Source organism: Alkalihalobacillus sp. CinArs1 (assembly GCF_947387515.1).
Classification (GTDB): Bacteria; Bacillota; Bacilli; order Bacillales; family Guptibacillaceae; genus Guptibacillus.
In genome coordinates this window covers 844,075-860,552 of the sequence record NZ_CANDOB010000002.1, presented here as the reverse complement: position 1 = coordinate 860,552, position 16,478 = coordinate 844,075, and the positions used below count along the sequence as shown (strand labels likewise).

15 protein-coding genes are annotated in these 16,478 nt (G+C 41.5%); 3 read left to right on the top strand and 12 right to left on the bottom strand.

All coding sequences use genetic code 11. The annotated features are described in order from the left end of the window. Positions 1–2: 2 nt before the first annotated feature. Genes PFZ69_RS13095 through PFZ69_RS13085 form a run of 3 tightly spaced genes read right to left on the bottom strand, consistent with a single transcriptional unit; the run spans position 3 to position 3,056 of the window. A complete protein-coding gene (locus PFZ69_RS13095) occupies positions 3–1,334 on the bottom strand; it encodes a metal ABC transporter permease (RefSeq protein WP_270181524.1) in 1,332 nt (443 codons plus the stop codon). A 15-nt stretch (positions 1,335–1,349) separates the two neighbouring features. Continuing rightward, complete coding sequence (locus tag PFZ69_RS13090; protein WP_270181523.1) at positions 1,350–2,102, bottom strand: metal ABC transporter ATP-binding protein; 753 nt, start codon at positions 2,100–2,102, stop codon at positions 1,350–1,352. A gap of 30 nt (positions 2,103–2,132) precedes the next feature. Further along, the gene (locus PFZ69_RS13085) at positions 2,133–3,056 is read right to left on the bottom strand and encodes a metal ABC transporter solute-binding protein, Zn/Mn family (protein ID WP_270181522.1); all 924 of its coding nucleotides are present in this window, start codon (positions 3,054–3,056) and stop codon (positions 2,133–2,135) included. A gap of 395 nt (positions 3,057–3,451) precedes the next feature. Between PFZ69_RS13085 and PFZ69_RS13080 the strand changes: the two genes are divergently transcribed. Further along, complete coding sequence (locus PFZ69_RS13080; protein WP_270181521.1) at positions 3,452–3,688, top strand: helix-turn-helix domain-containing protein; 237 nt, start codon at positions 3,452–3,454, stop codon at positions 3,686–3,688. A gap of 99 nt (positions 3,689–3,787) precedes the next feature. On the opposite strand, the gene PFZ69_RS13075 is transcribed toward PFZ69_RS13080, so the two are convergent. Next, a complete protein-coding gene (locus PFZ69_RS13075; protein WP_270181520.1) occupies positions 3,788–5,590 on the bottom strand; it encodes an ATP-binding protein in 1,803 nt (600 codons plus the stop codon). Between the two features lie 201 nt (positions 5,591–5,791). Here PFZ69_RS13075 and PFZ69_RS13070 point away from each other — a divergent pair, with 201 nt between their 5' ends. Further along, positions 5,792–6,076, top strand: a complete 285-nt coding sequence (locus tag PFZ69_RS13070; protein WP_270181519.1) for a hypothetical protein — start codon at positions 5,792–5,794, stop codon at positions 6,074–6,076. Here PFZ69_RS13070 and PFZ69_RS13065 read toward each other — a convergent pair. After that, entirely contained in the window at positions 6,067–7,917 is a 1,851-nt protein-coding gene (locus PFZ69_RS13065) for a helix-turn-helix domain-containing protein (RefSeq protein WP_270181518.1), read from the bottom strand. The two genes, PFZ69_RS13070 and PFZ69_RS13065, sit on opposite strands and share 10 nt — an antisense overlap. 30 nt (positions 7,918–7,947) lie before the next feature. Further along, positions 7,948–9,132 (bottom strand): amidohydrolase, encoded by a 1,185-nt coding sequence (locus PFZ69_RS13060; RefSeq protein ID WP_270181517.1) that lies wholly within the window; start codon positions 9,130–9,132, stop codon positions 7,948–7,950. A 231-nt stretch (positions 9,133–9,363) separates the two neighbouring features. Between PFZ69_RS13060 and PFZ69_RS13055 the strand changes: the two genes are divergently transcribed. After that, entirely contained in the window at positions 9,364–9,981 is a 618-nt protein-coding gene (locus tag PFZ69_RS13055; protein WP_270181516.1) for an NAD(P)-dependent oxidoreductase, read from the top strand. Here the strand turns inward: PFZ69_RS13055 and PFZ69_RS13050 are convergent, their stop codons facing one another. From PFZ69_RS13050 to PFZ69_RS13025, 6 genes are all read right to left on the bottom strand, one after another. Then, complete coding sequence (locus PFZ69_RS13050) at positions 9,982–11,070, bottom strand: Ger(x)C family spore germination protein (RefSeq protein ID WP_270182038.1); 1,089 nt, start codon at positions 11,068–11,070, stop codon at positions 9,982–9,984. Position 11,071: 1 nt separating this feature from the next. Continuing rightward, positions 11,072–12,157 (bottom strand): GerAB/ArcD/ProY family transporter, encoded by a 1,086-nt coding sequence (locus tag PFZ69_RS13045; RefSeq protein ID WP_270181515.1) that lies wholly within the window; start codon positions 12,155–12,157, stop codon positions 11,072–11,074. A gap of 37 nt (positions 12,158–12,194) precedes the next feature. Next, entirely contained in the window at positions 12,195–13,646 is a 1,452-nt protein-coding gene (locus PFZ69_RS13040; protein WP_270181514.1) for a spore germination protein, read from the bottom strand. 116 nt (positions 13,647–13,762) lie between these two features. Then, positions 13,763–14,470, bottom strand: coding sequence for a purine-nucleoside phosphorylase (gene deoD / locus PFZ69_RS13035; RefSeq protein WP_270181513.1), 708 nt, complete (start codon positions 14,468–14,470; stop codon positions 13,763–13,765). Positions 14,471–14,892: 422 nt separating this feature from the next. Further along, positions 14,893–15,423 (bottom strand): DUF420 domain-containing protein, encoded by a 531-nt coding sequence (locus tag PFZ69_RS13030; RefSeq protein WP_270181512.1) that lies wholly within the window; start codon positions 15,421–15,423, stop codon positions 14,893–14,895. Between the two features lie 122 nt (positions 15,424–15,545). Further along, complete coding sequence (locus PFZ69_RS13025) at positions 15,546–16,136, bottom strand: hypothetical protein (RefSeq protein ID WP_270181511.1); 591 nt, start codon at positions 16,134–16,136, stop codon at positions 15,546–15,548. Between the last annotated feature and the right edge of the window lie 342 nt (positions 16,137–16,478).

The window sequence follows — 16,478 nt, the reverse complement described above, 5'->3', positions numbered from 1 at the left end:
GATCAGTTCACCTCCCTTTTCTGCTCATCATGATTTCCAAAAGTCGCAAATAACTCTGGATCTAATTTTGGCGTTCGGTCGTGAACTGCCATGTATCCCTTAAGTTCGTTTAACGTTTCCGCTGAAAGTTCTTTATAATTCCATGAATCGTTTGCGGCTAGTTGAAGATGTGCGAACTTCATTTCATACATCAAGTACGTTTCGAACAATCGATTGTTTAATGTGATTTCATAGCTCTCTACCGCACCGTTAGATGTTAATTTCCATTTGTCTCCCGAATTGACAACCAAGCCTTCTTTTTCAAGTGATAAAAGATTCGCTTGAAGTTTTCGATCACTCATCGGTCTGCGTTCAGCAATCGCTTGCGGTGTAAATTCGATTTCTCCACCGCTCGTGGTTGTCGACTCCGTTAAATCATAAAGCGTTTGGAGAACCGTTTCACGAGCGACCTCCTTACGTAGTTTATATAGCTTCACACCTTTTGAAACCAAACCGCGTTTTGGAGCGAAGACGAGTGAAAAAAGAAACATCAATGTCGCAGCAATGACGATGACTGGACCAGTCGGAAGGCTATTCGCCATCGAACTCAAAATCGTACCGAGAGTTCCTGATAGCGCTCCGATTCCTCCTGCAATGATAACCATGCGATCAAGACGATCCGTCCAATACCGAGCGGATATTGCCGGCGTAATCAGCATCGCAGCCATCAAGATAACACCTACTGCTTGAAGACCGATTACAACAGCACTAACGATCAACGTCATCAATAGAGCGTTCAACAGCCCTGTCGGTAATCCGATTCCTTTTGCGAATTGACGGTCGAACGTAAACAGTTTTAGTTCTTTAAACAAGAGATACGTGATGATCAGTAGTACAATTGCGACACTAGAGATGACCTTTACATCATTTCCAACTAATGATGCCGCCTGCCCAAAAATAAAATCATCTAGACCACTTTGATTTCCGTTTTCCGATTGTGCAATTTTTGTTAAAAGTACGATACCAAAACCAAAGAACACGGAGAGCACTAGACCGATCGCCGTGTCTTCTTTGATTCTTGAATGATGGATGATCGATTGGATGAAATAGGTCGCTAACAAACCTGATAGCGCGGCACCAATAAGAAACCAACCGATCGACTTCGTACCGTATAGGAGAAAAGCGATACAGATCCCCGGCAATGCCGCGTGGGCCATCGCATCTCCGATCAAGCTTTGTTTACGAAGCAGCGCAAAACTACCGAGCACGCCGCTCGCTATACCGAGAAGTATGGATCCAAAGAGGACCCATTGTGTATTAGCATCCTGTAGAGTCAGGAGTATCTCATTCCACATTGCCGGTCCTCCTTATCACTGTTGAACGAACGGTTGATTCACTTGCTGATCTAGAAACGCAAGTCTTCCTCCGTACGTTTTCTGTAAATTATCGATCGTAAACACTTCTTCAGTCGGCCCAAGTGCTACCTGCCTTTTATTCAATAGTAGGGTCCAATCAAAATATTCTTTGACTGTTTGGAGGTCATGATGGACCACCAACACCGTTTTACCCTGGGCTTTCAACTCGTTCAATAGCGCGATGATCGCTTTTTCTGTAGCAGCATCTACCCCAACGAACGGTTCATCCATAAAATAAACGGTTGCATCTTGAGCGAGAGCTCTTGCAAGAAACACGCGCTGTTGCTGTCCACCTGAAAGCTGGCTGATCTGTCTATCCGCATACTCTTTCATTCCAACTTTATCGAGTGCCTGCATCGCGATTTTAGTATCCTTCTTACCAGGTCTCTTAAACCATCCGATGTGGCCATATCTCCCCATCAAAACGACATCAAGCGCATTCGTTGGAAAATCCCAATCGACAGAGCCTCTTTGAGGAACGTATCCAACGAGTTTTCTCTGTGCCTTGTAGGGTTTGCCGTATATTCGAACAGTGCCAGAAGCTGTTGGAACCAGCCCTAAGATCGCTTTGATCAATGTAGATTTGCCTGCACCGTTAGGACCTACGATTCCAATAAGCTTTCCTTCAGGGACATTGAATGTCACTTCCTGAAGAACTGGCTTTCTGTCATATGCAACTGTTACGTTAGATATATCAACGGGATTCATTCCTGAAACTCCTTTCGACTTCTTACATCCTTATTTTAACGAATTCGTGATCGTATCGATGTTGTGTCGGTACATTCCTGTGTACGTACCTTCTGGCGTTCCCTTTTCTCCCATTGCATCTGAGAACAATTCACCGCCAATTTTCACATCGTGACCCTTTTCTTTTGCACCTTCGACTACTGCATTGATCGAGCGTTCTGAGATACTCGTCTCGATAAATACTGCTTTAATGTTTCTGTCAACAAGAACGTTCACAAGGTCTTGCACATCGCGCAAGCCGTATTCTGAATCCGTGCTTAGTCCTTGAAGCCCTTTTACTTCCATTCCATATGCCTGACCGAAATACTGAAATGCATCGTGTGCAGTTACTAGCACGCGGCTTTCTTCAGGAATCTCGTTGATCTTCTCCTGAGCTTCTGCCTGTACTTCTTCTAATTCCTTAATATAAGCTTCCGTATTCTTCATATATTCTTCTTTATTCTCAGGATCGTATTCGATCAAACCATCGCGCACTTCTTCAACTGCATATTTCCATAGATCGATGTTAAACCAAACGTGTGGATCGATTGCAGATGCGTCAGCTTGATCTTGAAGAAGTTTTTCTTCCGGAATGGCTTCAGCAATCGGATATGTTGGCTTATCTTTCTTCATCTTTGCGAAGATGTCTCCCATCTTTCCTTCAAGATGAAGACCGTTGTAAAAGATAATATCAGCTTTTGAAAGTTTATTGATGTCTCCCTGTGAAGCATTGTATAAGTGAGGGTCAATACCTGGTCCCATTAGTCCATCCACTTCTACGTGCTCTCCACCTACATTTTCAACGATATCTGCAATCTGACCGATCGTAGTTGTAACAACGATCTTTTCGTTCTCGCTCCCTGCATCTGTGCTGCCACAAGCTGAAAGAACGACCGCAAGTACCGCCCCTAGAAATAGTCCTATAAATTTCTTCATGATTTGTTCCTCACTTTCGATTAGTTAAAATAATATTCTTCGGTTGTGATATTGTGCATAGCGGAAAAAAAGGTGGCTTGGTGCATTTGTGACAAGTAATCTTGGCCACGTTTATATTTGTTTCCCCCGGGCAAAACTTGGTTAAAAAAAAGGAAGTCAGTTATGACTTTCAACTTTTTATCACACTATGCATTCACACACAAATGTTTCCTTAGTACAAAACTATCGCGTTCTGCCATCTTTGTCAACATTATTTTATTCATTTTATAGCTGTTTAGAATCATAAGCGTGATGAATGTCACAGTTTTCTTTCAAATCAGTCTATACAATAGCACTATAAACTGCTACTCGATAGGCAAATGCCCGCAATAAAAATTTGATAGGAGGAAGAGAAAATGAATGGATTATCTGAAATTATCCGAAGACATAGACTTGAAAAAGGGATGACGATTGAAGAGCTTGCCGTGAAAGTCCGCATTGGAAAAGGTGTGATGAAGGCGATCGAAGAAAACCGCAAATCTCCTGACGGGCAAACGCTTTTAAAAATTTCGACCGCTTTGGATATTCCCGCTTCAGAATTCAAAGGATTTGATCATCCCCATCTCGAGCAGCCGACGAAAAATGGAAGTTAGATCGCACAAGCGTTACGCCCTGGAACCGATTTTTGGTCAAATAATAAAGAAATGTAATATGTTTCTACAATAGGAAAAGCGCTGACAACTGTCAGCGCTTTAATTGACTATTATTAGATTTTCTTCAACAGAAGGCAAGACGACTTCGACAGTGGTTCCTTTTCCCTCACTACTTGTCAGCTGAAGCGTACCACCATGATTCTCGATGATGTTGAAGCTTACCATCATCCCTAGACCCGTACCGTTTTCCTTCAACGTGTAGAACGGTTCACCGATCCGTTTCAGCTGTTCATCTGAAATCCCCACACCTTGATCTGTTATACTAACTAACGCTTCGTTCTCCTCATTCAGCAAAACCTTCACCGTGATGATTCCGCCATCAGGCATCGCCTCGATCGCATTCTTAATAAGGTTAACAAATACTTGTTTGATCTGGTTCTCTTCACATGTGATCAGGAGACGATCAAATTCGTAATGCGTTCGAATCACAACGTCATTTAAAATTGCTTGTGTTTTTAGCAATGTAACCACATGCCTTAGGAGTGAGATCAGGTCACATCGAGCGAACTCTTTATCGTGAGGCCTAGCGAGGAGCATGAACTCACTAACGATCACATTGATCCGATCGATCTCAGAGAGCATGATCTGTAAAAACTCTTTCGACTTCACGTCTGTCGTAGAAGTTGAAAGGATGTTTGCAAAACCTTTTAACGATGTGAGTGGATTACGAATCTCATGTCCTACACCAGCAGCTAATTCACCTACTGCAGTTAATTTCTCAGATTTTCTGAGAAGCTCTTCTGTTTCTTTTATCTCAGTGATATCTTCTACAATGACGATAACCCCTTTAATGCTAGCATCGATCACATGAGGAATCATTATCAACCTAACTTTGACAGAGTGTCCCATCTTGTGCAGGATCGCTGACTCACATTTTTGTGAAACTCCTCTCTTTACTTCTATAAAGCACTTCATAGTTCTTTTTTTCGTTCCACCTGAAAGGATGTTATAACAGTTGAGATTTGTTGCCTCTTTTAAAGTATAGCCTGATATTTTCTCTAAAGCAGGATTGATGTTGATGATCATTCCCTCAAGATCAACGAGCATGATGCCATCTGGGTTGTTTTCTACAAGAGAAAGATAGCGTCGTTCACTTTCCCGCAGCTGAGCTGTCTTTAATGCTAACTTTCGATCTCTAACGACACTAATTAGAAGAAGGACCGTTACGATAAAAACAGCAGTTAAAACAAGATATTGCATCATAGAGTTTTCACTGTAGTTTTCAAGGTTAAACGATGTTGATGAAGAAGCATAAGAAATCGAGAAGTAATGAACAGATGCGATCCCTAACCCTATTACTAGAGCACCGACTAAGTTATTAATAAACTGACGCTTTTCATTCCTCATACCGTATACGATCCAAAAGCTACTAAACGATGAAAATAAAGCAATAAAAGCAGTCACGACCAATTGCCAGACGTTCCCTAAACTATAAGATATGCCTAGAATAAAAACAGAGCTCAAAAGCTGAAGAGCTAGCAATGTCACCGTTAAAGAGATACTGCACAACAAAACAGTAATAAAACGACCGAGCTTTAATGAAAGTAAAAAAAACGTCGCGATCGAACCGAGCAACGGTAGCATAAAAGAAAGCATAATGAAACGCGGTGTATCGAACTGTGATGTAATATTGCTCGAGTACCCATGCAAGCCTATATAATAAAGAATCCAAATACCAGAACCAAGCGTAATCGAACTTCCGATCACCCATAGCCTCTTCGCTCTGTAAGTAGCATTTAATGATCGCTCATGAAAGTCGAATGCCGTATAGGCATAGCTCACCACCATGAATATAGACAGTGCAACAATAAAGAAGTGAAATGTATAGGTGAAATTCCCCATAGAATACCCCGCTCAAATTGTGGATGATTGCAACACAATGTAAAAATAGAATTGTTATGTAATCTATTAGACATTTCTTTGTAATACCCTTCCATCTTTCAGCAAAATATCCTAAATTTCTCAAAGCAGCGCATCCATTTATAGGCACGACTTCTTGAGTGTTTTATAATAACAGTACCATCATAGAAGAGGAGGCTTCTCATGGATCAACTACTATTCAAAGTACAAAGAGTCATACGACTCGAAAACTATCATATACCAGGCACGCTTGAAGCGGAGGTAGAAGTAGAGTTGATCGATCGCAAATCAGGAGATTTGCTCAAACAAGCTGTCCTACCAGTCCGCTTCAATGAACATGGTGCCTTTCCTTCGATTTCACACGTTCGCTCATTTACAAGCGATAAAAAAACGCAGACGAAGCTATTGTTTGATATTAGAAGATACATTAGAAAACTTCGTCCATTCTTAGAACCTGATCAAGATTGATTCACATCATAAAGGTATTTATAGATGTTGCATGCGACCTGAATATTTAATAAATCCCCAGGTGAGTTAAAATCAACAGATAAGATTTCTTGTATTCTTTGTATGCGATAGTTCATCGTATTGACGTGGATATGAAGTAATTCAGATGCTCTTCTTAAATCCTGTCCAGTAGAAAGATAGATAAAGAGTGTATGAAAAAGGTCGCCTTTCCTACGTTTCTCGTACGTCAATAGTGGACTCAGATAGTCAAGGGTGTAATCGGAAAGCTCTTTTTCATTATTGTTCAGCAACAACCTTAGTGCTCCGATATCTGCATATGAAGCAACACTTCCCTCAAAGGCGAACCTTCGTAAAAACAGTACGGTTTTCTTGGCTTCTTTAAACGTTTCAAACAGCTGCTGCATTCCTTTAACAGTTTTTCCTATTCCGATTCTGTATTGCGGGTCATCGATCACTGTGTTCAGTAGCGATGTTAGCTTTTTAACAAAAGTGTCGACTTTCTCTATTGCATCGTGACGCTCTATCTCCTTGTCAAAATAGAAGAGCAGAACGATTTGCCTTCCCCACTCCGTAACGTGGATGTTTTTACATTGAGATTGAGAAATAGAATACTGAATCGCAGCATGAACGCACTGCCTCAACCACTCTTCCTTATCTGGACCCGTTTCCTTAGGAAGATCGATAAGTGAGATCGTATATAAGCCGTCTTCACTCGTATGTAGTCGCGTGGCAAGATAGTCAACATCAGCATCCTCACCTTCGACTGACATCATGTTGATCAATAGCTCATTCGTAAGCCGATGCTTTTCCTTCTCATCCCCTTCTTTCTTCATTAACTGCAATCCAGCAACGGTACAAGAATGCCAAATAGCAGAGTGTTCAAACCTTGTTAGTTGAGTGCCGTTCGATAAGATCGCTAGATAGCCTGTTGGAAACGTTAACCTTCCTAAAGCGAACAGCATAAAGCCGTCACCGTGGAACATACTCTTTCCAATGCTTCTCTCAGTAGAACGTATATTACAATGAATGGCTTCCCTTATTTCTTCAACGTGAGGAAACTCCTCTATGCTCGTTGCTTGAACATCTCCAAAAGCACTAAACAACACGACTGGACGGTCGATTGAATTTGCTAGGAAGGTACAGATATTCTGAAAAGAGTTCTCTTCCATCCCAAAATCAGAGAGAGATTGATGCGTTTCAACCGATTTTGATAGATTTTCGTTTTGTTCAACGACTGTTTTATTAAACGTCTTTAATTTCTCGATCGAAGCTTTTTTATTTTCATAAAGCCCTGCATTTTCAATAGCGATTGCAGCTTGTGAAGAGATCGCTTCAACGAGCTTGATATCCTCCTCTTCAAACTGCTTCATCTCATTAAAATTATCGAGTACGATCACACCTGTACAAGAAGATTCTTTCTTGATCGGAACACAAACTGTACTCATCGGTAAGCGGATTGCCGACTCATGATACAGCTCCTTATTGCGTGAGGTCATCGTGCTCATCGCCTCGGCTGCTTTTTCACTCGTAGGAAAATGCATTGTCTTCTTTCTTTCAAACGAAAGCCCCGTCATCGATTCTCCAGGATACAAAACGACTTCATTCAGGCTCGTTTTATTGAACCCTGTTGAAGCAGCGACTTTCAGCCCCTCCTCGTTTTCGTCTAACAGAAAAAGAATGCCTCCTTCAGCGGCATCGATCGCAGAAACTGCCTCTTCAATCACCGACTGTATAACAGAGTAAAAATTTAAAGATGAATTTAAAATCGTGGAAACTTCCATGAGTAGATGAAGTTGACGTTTACTTAGTTCAGCTTCATTGTTTAGTAACCCTTTCGACATACGTCCACTCCCAATCCGTGTAAACTCTCTCTATCTATGAGTCTTCTCTAAATATTTTAATGTAACATCACAAAGCGTTTTCGCTGCGATCAGCATCGATTTCTCATCGATATCAAACATCGGATGATGATGCGGATAAACGGCATTTATTTCTTCACTTCTTGCTCCAGTTAAAAAGAATGTGCCTGGGACTTGCTGTAAGTAGTATGATACATCTTCCCCTACCATCAATGCGTCTGTTTCAATCGTTTCGTTCACATCATCAATTTTTTCTGCAACTGATGCGAGCAGCTTTGTTTCCTCTTCATGAGTAACGACAGGAGGATACCCTCTTTTATATGTGAAGGAATAGTCGGCTCCAACTGCGTCACAAGCTGCTTTGATCATTCTTTCCATTCTTTTTACGATGTCTTCACGCACTTCCATATCAAAGGTTCGAACAGTCCCTGTTAACGTAGCCGATTCAGATATGACGTTGTACGCAGAGCCAGCATGAAATGACCCAACAGAAAGGACTGCTGTTTTAGAAGGGTCGATCGAACGGCTGACGATTTGCTGTAGACTTCCGACGAGCTGACTCGCGATGACGATGGAATCGATCGCCTCATGCGGAATACCGCCATGGCCACCTTTACCTTTTATGACGATTTCAAATGAGTCTGCTGCTGCCATCAGTTCGCCCGCTCTGTAAGCGATCGTGCCTGTAGGAAATCCAGACCAAAGGTGCGTTCCAAATAAAGCATCTACTCCGTCGAGGCAACCGTCTTCTATCATCGGTTTTGCTCCGCCTGGTGCAAGCTCTTCAGCAAACTGATGGATGAAAACGATCGTTCCTGTCAGGTTCTCTCTCTGCTCATAAAACGCTTGGGCTAAATAAAGCAATGTTGAGGTGTGGCCATCGTGTCCACAAGCGTGCATGACGCCTGGAACCGTAGACTTATACGGAACTTCTTTTTGATCATGAATCGGAAGAGCATCGAAATCTGCTCGAAGCGCGACGGTTTTTCCGGGTTCTCTTCCTTTCAGCGTCGCCACGACCCCTCTTCCTCCTACTTTGGTTCGCACTTCCATCCCGAGACTTTCGTAAAAGGATGCGATCAATTCAGGAGTTCGAATTTCTTCGAATGAAAGTTCTGGATGCTGGTGAAGATCTCTTCTGAGTGACACCATATCTGGGTATAGTTCTTCGAGTCTGTTATGTAACGTTTCCTTCATGTCGTTAACCCCTCTCCTGTGTTCAAAGTTGATTAGACTTATGAGTAGTTTAACAAAAAAGACTGGTAAAAAAAGGCTAATTACAATAATTTTCTGTTAAAAACGCAAATTTTCTAACAGTTTACCATAACGATTCGAACGATGCGCGTCGTTTGTTACGGGAAGTCGGTTGCATTGCAATCATAATGGAACTTTTCTAAAATAATGAAAGAGTACAAGGAGGTTTATACGATGCATATTTTACTATTAGGTAGCACTGGGAGAGTCGGAAGTCACGTACTAAGATCAGCAGTCGAAGACGGACATGATGTGACCGTCCTCGTCCGTTCTAAAGAGAGGCTACAAATGAAGGAAGGGCTTACGATTATCGAAGGTGATGTGCTCGATGCATCGAAACTCGATGAAGCTGCACGTAATGCTGACGTGATCGTTAGTGCTCTTAGTACAGATAAGACAACAACGTTATCTGAAAGCGCTCCGCTCATCATCGATACGATGAAGAGGCATGATATTAAGAGGATCGTTACTGTTGGAACAGCAGGAATACTGAATAGCCGGACAAACCCGGAGCTGTTCCGATATGAATCACCAGAATCAAAAAGGAAAACGACGAGAGCAGCTGAAGAACACCGGAGCGTCTACGAAGTATTAAAAGAAACGGACCTAGACTGGACGATTGTTTGTCCAACTTACTTACCTGACGGTGAAGCTCTTGGACATTACCGTACGGAACAAGATGTTTTACCTGAAGACGGCAAGAAAATTACTGTAGGAGATACTGCGGACTTTGTTTACAAAGAACTCTTTGAAAGAAACCATCTTCATAAGCGAGTTGGGATTTGCTACTGATCATTGCATCATTCCAGTGTCCTTCACTTTCACATCGACTGATAACGTGATCGGTGTCGTTTGAAGGATACTGTCTTTATCTAACGCTTTCCATTCCTTAAAGGATAATGAATTTCGCACATACTGCTTTAACCCAAGGCTGTCTGTGCGATTCTCTTTTAAAATGGAAAGAACTTTTTCTCCATTCTGTGTGATATAGTCTTCTGTTAGCTTTTCAATCTTTTTACTTTCTTCAGGAGAGGAGATCACGCCCTCTTTTGTATCTTCAAGGACCGAGCCTTTTAAATCGATCTTAATCTCGATTCCAGTGATGTCCTTTCCCTTCTTCTTCACCTTAACGTCTCGATCACTTTCATTATAGTTAAAGTTAATATAGCGCATATGCTCTCCGTCTGGCATCTTCACCGTTAACTCACTCGAATTCACTTTGCCGTATAGTGTTAAGAAGATTCGAGATAACTCTGAATTCAAACTGCCTACATACCGATCGTCCTTAAATAACGCTGTCCCCTTTAGATTAGCTCTCCCCTCTGTCAGTCCTATTAAAGGCGTTACAGGGTCAATCCCATCATCGAGGAGATCTCTGTAAAAAATGTGGATGTCTGAATTAGGAACTAAATATTCCTCGGCAGCTTTCTTAATCATTTTTTCCATATAATCACCGATGTTTTCAACACCTGTTGACTTTAAGATGGCTACAGCTTCGCCCTCTGCAACCATCGCCTTCACACGTGAACCTATTTCTTGCTCCCTTTCCATCGCTTGAATGATATCCTTGATTCCCTTAGATGCTAAATCTTCTCCGAATATCACAGAACGAATTTGCCCATTCACTAATTTTTGGCGCGTCTGATTCGCCAATTTCTCTTCAGCTTCTTTCATAAGGCTTGCTTCTGCCTCAAGTATTTCTTGTTCTGATGTTGCTTCGATGGAGTAATCAGGAATCACAGCCGTTACTTTCATCTTGTGCTCTTCCGATTCACTAATATCGTCATAACTGATTAAACTAACGATCCCAAGTTGTTCGATGATTTTTTGGTCATTACAACCTGTCAGCAGTATGAAGGCAAGGGTAACCACACAGCTCATTTTACGCACGATTTCTCCTCCTTATTTTCAGAATGCCTAAGACCGTAAGCATGATCAGAGGTAATGCTATTGCGATGCTAGCTCCTATGAGGCCAAATATATTCAACCACTCTCCTATCTCATACTCCAAGTTTGCATTAAAGGTAATGGCTAGTCCTGAGAAAATAAGAATGAGGGTTACCCATTTATCCGGAACGACTGGGAGAGCTCTCTTAAATAGGAGTTTTGCAACCCAAATATACATCACGATCGACACCACAATTTTCATCAAAAACAGCGTAAAGATAAAGCTTTCTATTCGCTCGATCAACTCTATTTCTATGAAAGCAATTAAGTTTAGGACGGGAAAACTCGTTAACTTTAGCTGCTCAAGTGAAAAGAACATATAGGAAACAATCGATATCACTAAGTAAATGAAAGTTGTGATCATATTTCCGATATAAACACTTCGGAACCAATTCTTCTTCGATCGATCGATATAAGGAAAAAGAAAGACCACAATTTCAAAACCAAGAAATGCTGTGAACAGATTGATAAATCCTAAGAGGAAGTTCTCCCCTTCTGCTAAAAAGAATGGCGTCATTCTTGTAAATGACATATATGGAATGTGATAGAAAATTAGTAATGTCATCCAAACCGTAAACACAAAAAACACAGCAGTCACCTTTGTAATGGTATACACGTCTTTACTTACTAGATAGATGACGAGGAGCAGCATGATGATGATAAAGTAATATGCGTTTGTATTTTGGAAAGAGAGCACCTGTGTGATCACAACATAATCTTTTCCGATGAGAATGACTAACACGGAATAAATAAATGCGAGTAGAAGATAAAAAGGTGCCATAACACCTCGAGGAATCAGCGCTTCCATGATGTCGAACAGGTCCTTCCCTCCACCTATTCGATTCACAAGACCGATTAGAAAGATGTTACAACACGCAACGAATGAAACGAGGATGACCATGATCCATCCATTCGTTCCAAAATCAACAGCAAGCAAACGAGGTAGTTTTGTCAGCGTTACTCCCGATTGGATCATATAGATTAAGATAGCTAGATGAAAAGGAGCAATCTTTTCAGACATTCTCATCCCTCAGTTCCCTATGCGTTTCGTTATACATTCATCGTTTTTGTGAGCTCTTCGAAATCGTCGGCTTCGTTTTCATTGAAGAAAAAGGAGCTCTGATCAAAAAGTCTCTCCAGTCCTTTTTAAAAAAAGGAGATAGAGGTGCAGTATAAGGAGCACCAGCACTAGTTAACCCACAAATATGAATGATTAGAACAGTAAGTCCGACCATAATCCCAAAATTCCCAAGAATTCCAGCAAGAATAATTAAACCAAACCTCGTTAACCGAATACTTGCACTCATCACATAGCTCGGAATGACAAAAGAGGAGATCGCTGAACTTGCAACTACAATGATAAGAACGTTACTCGTAAAACCAGCTTGTACAGCAGCTTGTCCGATCACGATACCCCCTACGATTCCGATCGTCTGTCCGATTTTCGTAGGTAATCTCGCTCCAGCTTCCCTAAGAAGTTCAAGGGTGATCTCCATCATCAACGCTTCATAAATCGGTGCAAACGGTACGCGACTCCGTGACTCAACGAGCGTCTGCAGAAGAGATTCAGGTATCATTTCATATTGATACGTTGTGACTGATACGTATAGAGCAGTTAATAAAATGGTGATAAGAAATGCTGCAAAACGTAATAGTCTTGTGGCTGAACCTGTAAGCCAGCGCTGGTAGTAATCATCACCAGCTTGGAAAAAATCAAAAAACGTAGACGGCGTGATGATGACAGACGGACTGCCATCAAAAAGGATGGCGACCTTCCCCTCAACGAGCTCAGCCGTTACTGAATCCGGCTTTTCGTTTAACACATGTTGAGGAAAGAGCGAGTATGGGTGATCTTCAATTAACTGTGAAAGCATATGAGAATCATACACACCATCGATCTTGATCGACTGAACACGAGTTTTAAGTCTCTCGACGAGCTCCTCGTTCGCGATTCCTTGAATATAGAGTAAGGTAACCGTCCCGTTCGTAACTTCCCCAACAGAAACATCTAAAGCCTTTAAATCTGAACTCTTCAATCTTCTTCTAATCAGGGAGAGGTTCGTTGAACTACTTTCGACAAATGCATCATGTGGGCCGTTTATCGTTCCCTCAGTCTCAGACGGTTCGATGCTTCTCTCTTTTGGACCGTAGAGATCGATCAAATACACCTTGTCTTGAAACAAGATACCGGCATAACCGTTTAAAATCTTTTGAGTGATCTCATGTATGTCGTCGGAAGCCATGTATGTAAAGCGATTAAAGACGGTCAACATCTCATCTTCTCTAACCTGATAAAGAGGTTTTAACAATTCTGTTTGAAACATCTCGTCATCAAGTAAATGTTGAAAATAAAATAGATGCAGCTGTAAATCAGGCAAAAACCTCTTAGAGAGATCTGCACATCCTTCAAACTGATGCTCAATTTGCTCTAGAAGAGTTGCTTCATTGGTAAGATCCTTTTCTTCTGATTCTTGTAATTTTCTTCTTCGCTTTATCGACCTTCTAACCATAACGAATCCTCCAACTGTTAGCTCTTCTTAGCATGACGCTAAACAATAAGAATATGCGTTGGACGTTGTGAGCCATAAAAAAAGAGGCTGTCGTTTGGACAGCCTCTTACGATGTATTATTTTTTTAACGATGCTTCAAGCGCAATGACCATCATATCTTTGAACGTCGTTTGACGTTCTTCAGAAGTTGTTTCTTCTCCTGTCACGATATGGTCGCTTACCGTCAATACAGTAAGTGCGTTCACGCCGTATTTCGCTGCGATCGTGTAAAGAGCAGAAGTTTCCATCTCTACACCTAGCACTTGATAATCAGATAACTTCTGGAAGATCTCTGGGTTGTCACGATAGAACGAATCACTCGTGAACACATTCCCAACATGTACGCTCATTTCTTTTTCTGCTGCAGCGTCATACGCATTCTTCAGTAGGTTGAAATCTGCAGTCGGTGCAAAGTCCATGCCGTCGAACTGAAGACGGTTCACGCCAGAATCAGTCGTTGCACTCATCGCTAGGATGACGTCTCTCACGTTTACTTCCTTCTTCAACGCACCGCAAGTCCCAACACGGATAAGATTTTTAACGCCATAGCTCTGGATCAATTCGTTTACGTAAATCGAGATTGACGGTACACCCATTCCTGTTCCCATTACAGAAACTCGTTCGCCTTTGTATGTACCCGTAAACCCGAGCATTCCTCTTACTTCATTAAAACAAACCACATCGTCAAGAAACGTCTCTGCGATGAATTTTGCTCTAAGTGGATCTCCTGGTAGTAAAATCGTTTCAGCGATATCGCCTTGTTTTGCTCCAATATGTACGCTCATTTGTGTTTCCTCCTTGAGTTTCATTCACTATCAAAAGTAGCATAAGATGACAAGACAATCCAGTATGAATCGCCTTTTGTTACGTTTCCATATTTTACAGAATGGTATGCGGATTTTGGGTAGTTTCCGCCAATAAAATTTGAAGTTTGGACAATAAAAAGCGATTTTAGCTAATAAATCTTGAATTTAGCTAATAACGTGTGCGGTTTGGACAATAAGTTGCGCTGAGGCGATGTATTGGAAATGCGGATTAGCAGATATCAGCGAAATGCAACTGGATATCAGCGAAAAATTCATTATATCGGCGATTTTTCAAATATATCAGCGAAAATCACATACTTATCAGCGATATTCCACTTTTATCGGCGAAACCGCCTCGACCACCCTCTCCCAAACAAAAAAAGCGCTCGAGTCAGCGCTTTTTAATAATACGGAGAGATCATCAAATACACGATCACACCAGTCAGGCTGACATACAGCCAGATCGGCATGGTCCACCGTGCGATCTTACGATGTTTCTCGACTTGCATGTTCAAACCACGCGCTACGGTGATCAGCGCCAGCGGCACGATCGCTGCAGCAAGAATGATATGACTGATCAGAATGAAGAAATAGATCGAACGGATGATTCCTTCTCCACCGAACGAAGTCGATTCAGATAAACCGTGATACGTCACATAGGATAGTAAAAATAATGCCGTCGTCGTAAAGGCTGCAAAGATAAAGCGTCGATGCACTTTCACGTTTTTCTGTAAAATAAAAATCAGGGCAGCTAGTAAAAACACAAACGTGAAGCTATTTAAAATCGCGTTTAATAATGGAAGGATCGTAATATCAAATCCTACTTCACCGTTGTATTCTGGTAGTAAAAACAGAACGACAACGAGCACGTTGACAGCGATCGATAGCCCTACGATCCATGGTGTATAGTTACGTTGTTTTACTTCATTCATTGGGATTCTACTCCTTATCACTGAGATGTACATACTAAGGATAAGAAAGTTTACCTTATTGAGCAACTACTTGCAGTCAACTGTAGAAAGATATTTTCCTCTCCATTCACGTTTTGTTCACATTACGGCGTCCATTGATCGTGAACGATCGCGACTAAGTGCGGCTCACCTTCATAATCGCTAAAAACGAGTTTGAGACTTTTCCAGTCCATCCCTTCATACTCTTCAGATCCAGGAACAAAATATTCCACATACGTACTTTCCGGGAATGCTTCATGGATGTTCTCGACACTGTTTGTCTGTTTGTACATCCCGTCTTGTGTTACAAAATCTGTTTCTAGAAATTCAACATCATATACATATTGATCAAAATACTCACGTGGGGTCAACCGAATCGGATCTCCTTTCCCAGCACTCACACCCCACTCAAACTGTTTTTCAAACTCCAAGAGCTTTTCGACCTGGCCTTTCATGAAGACTTGTGCTCTCTTCTTGTCGATCGTCGTATAAGGTGAGAACAGCAATCCTTTCGTCGGATGAACGACGTTCGAAAGTGCCTCCATTTCTTCGTTCTTTATTGCGGAAAGGACGTTGTACGACCGCTCCATCACACTAACAGGTTTCTCTGCTTCCACAGGCTTTTCCTCAACGTGTCCGTTCGTACAGCCTACCAATAATACTGCAAGGAACAAACAGATGACTCCTTTACGCATCGTCAATCATCCCCCTTTTGTTAAGCTGATTCGTTGTTAACTATATTCGCCGTTCGAGCCCACAATCATTCATATCGTCTAAAAGACGGGAATTTTCCAAATAAATTTTATTCGTTCTGTCATCGCTTACATCTCTATGATAATAGGTTCAAACGGGTAACTAGAGAGTAATCCTCAATCTCACAATTTGATTTTAGTAGGAAAAAGCTATAAAATTTTTACTTGGGAACCCGATAACTCATAAGTTATGGGATCGTCGCACTAATCATTCGAATCAAATTGTAGTGTCTGTTTCGTGATTAACGATACAAATGTCGCACTGTTCCGTTTGAATCCGTTCCC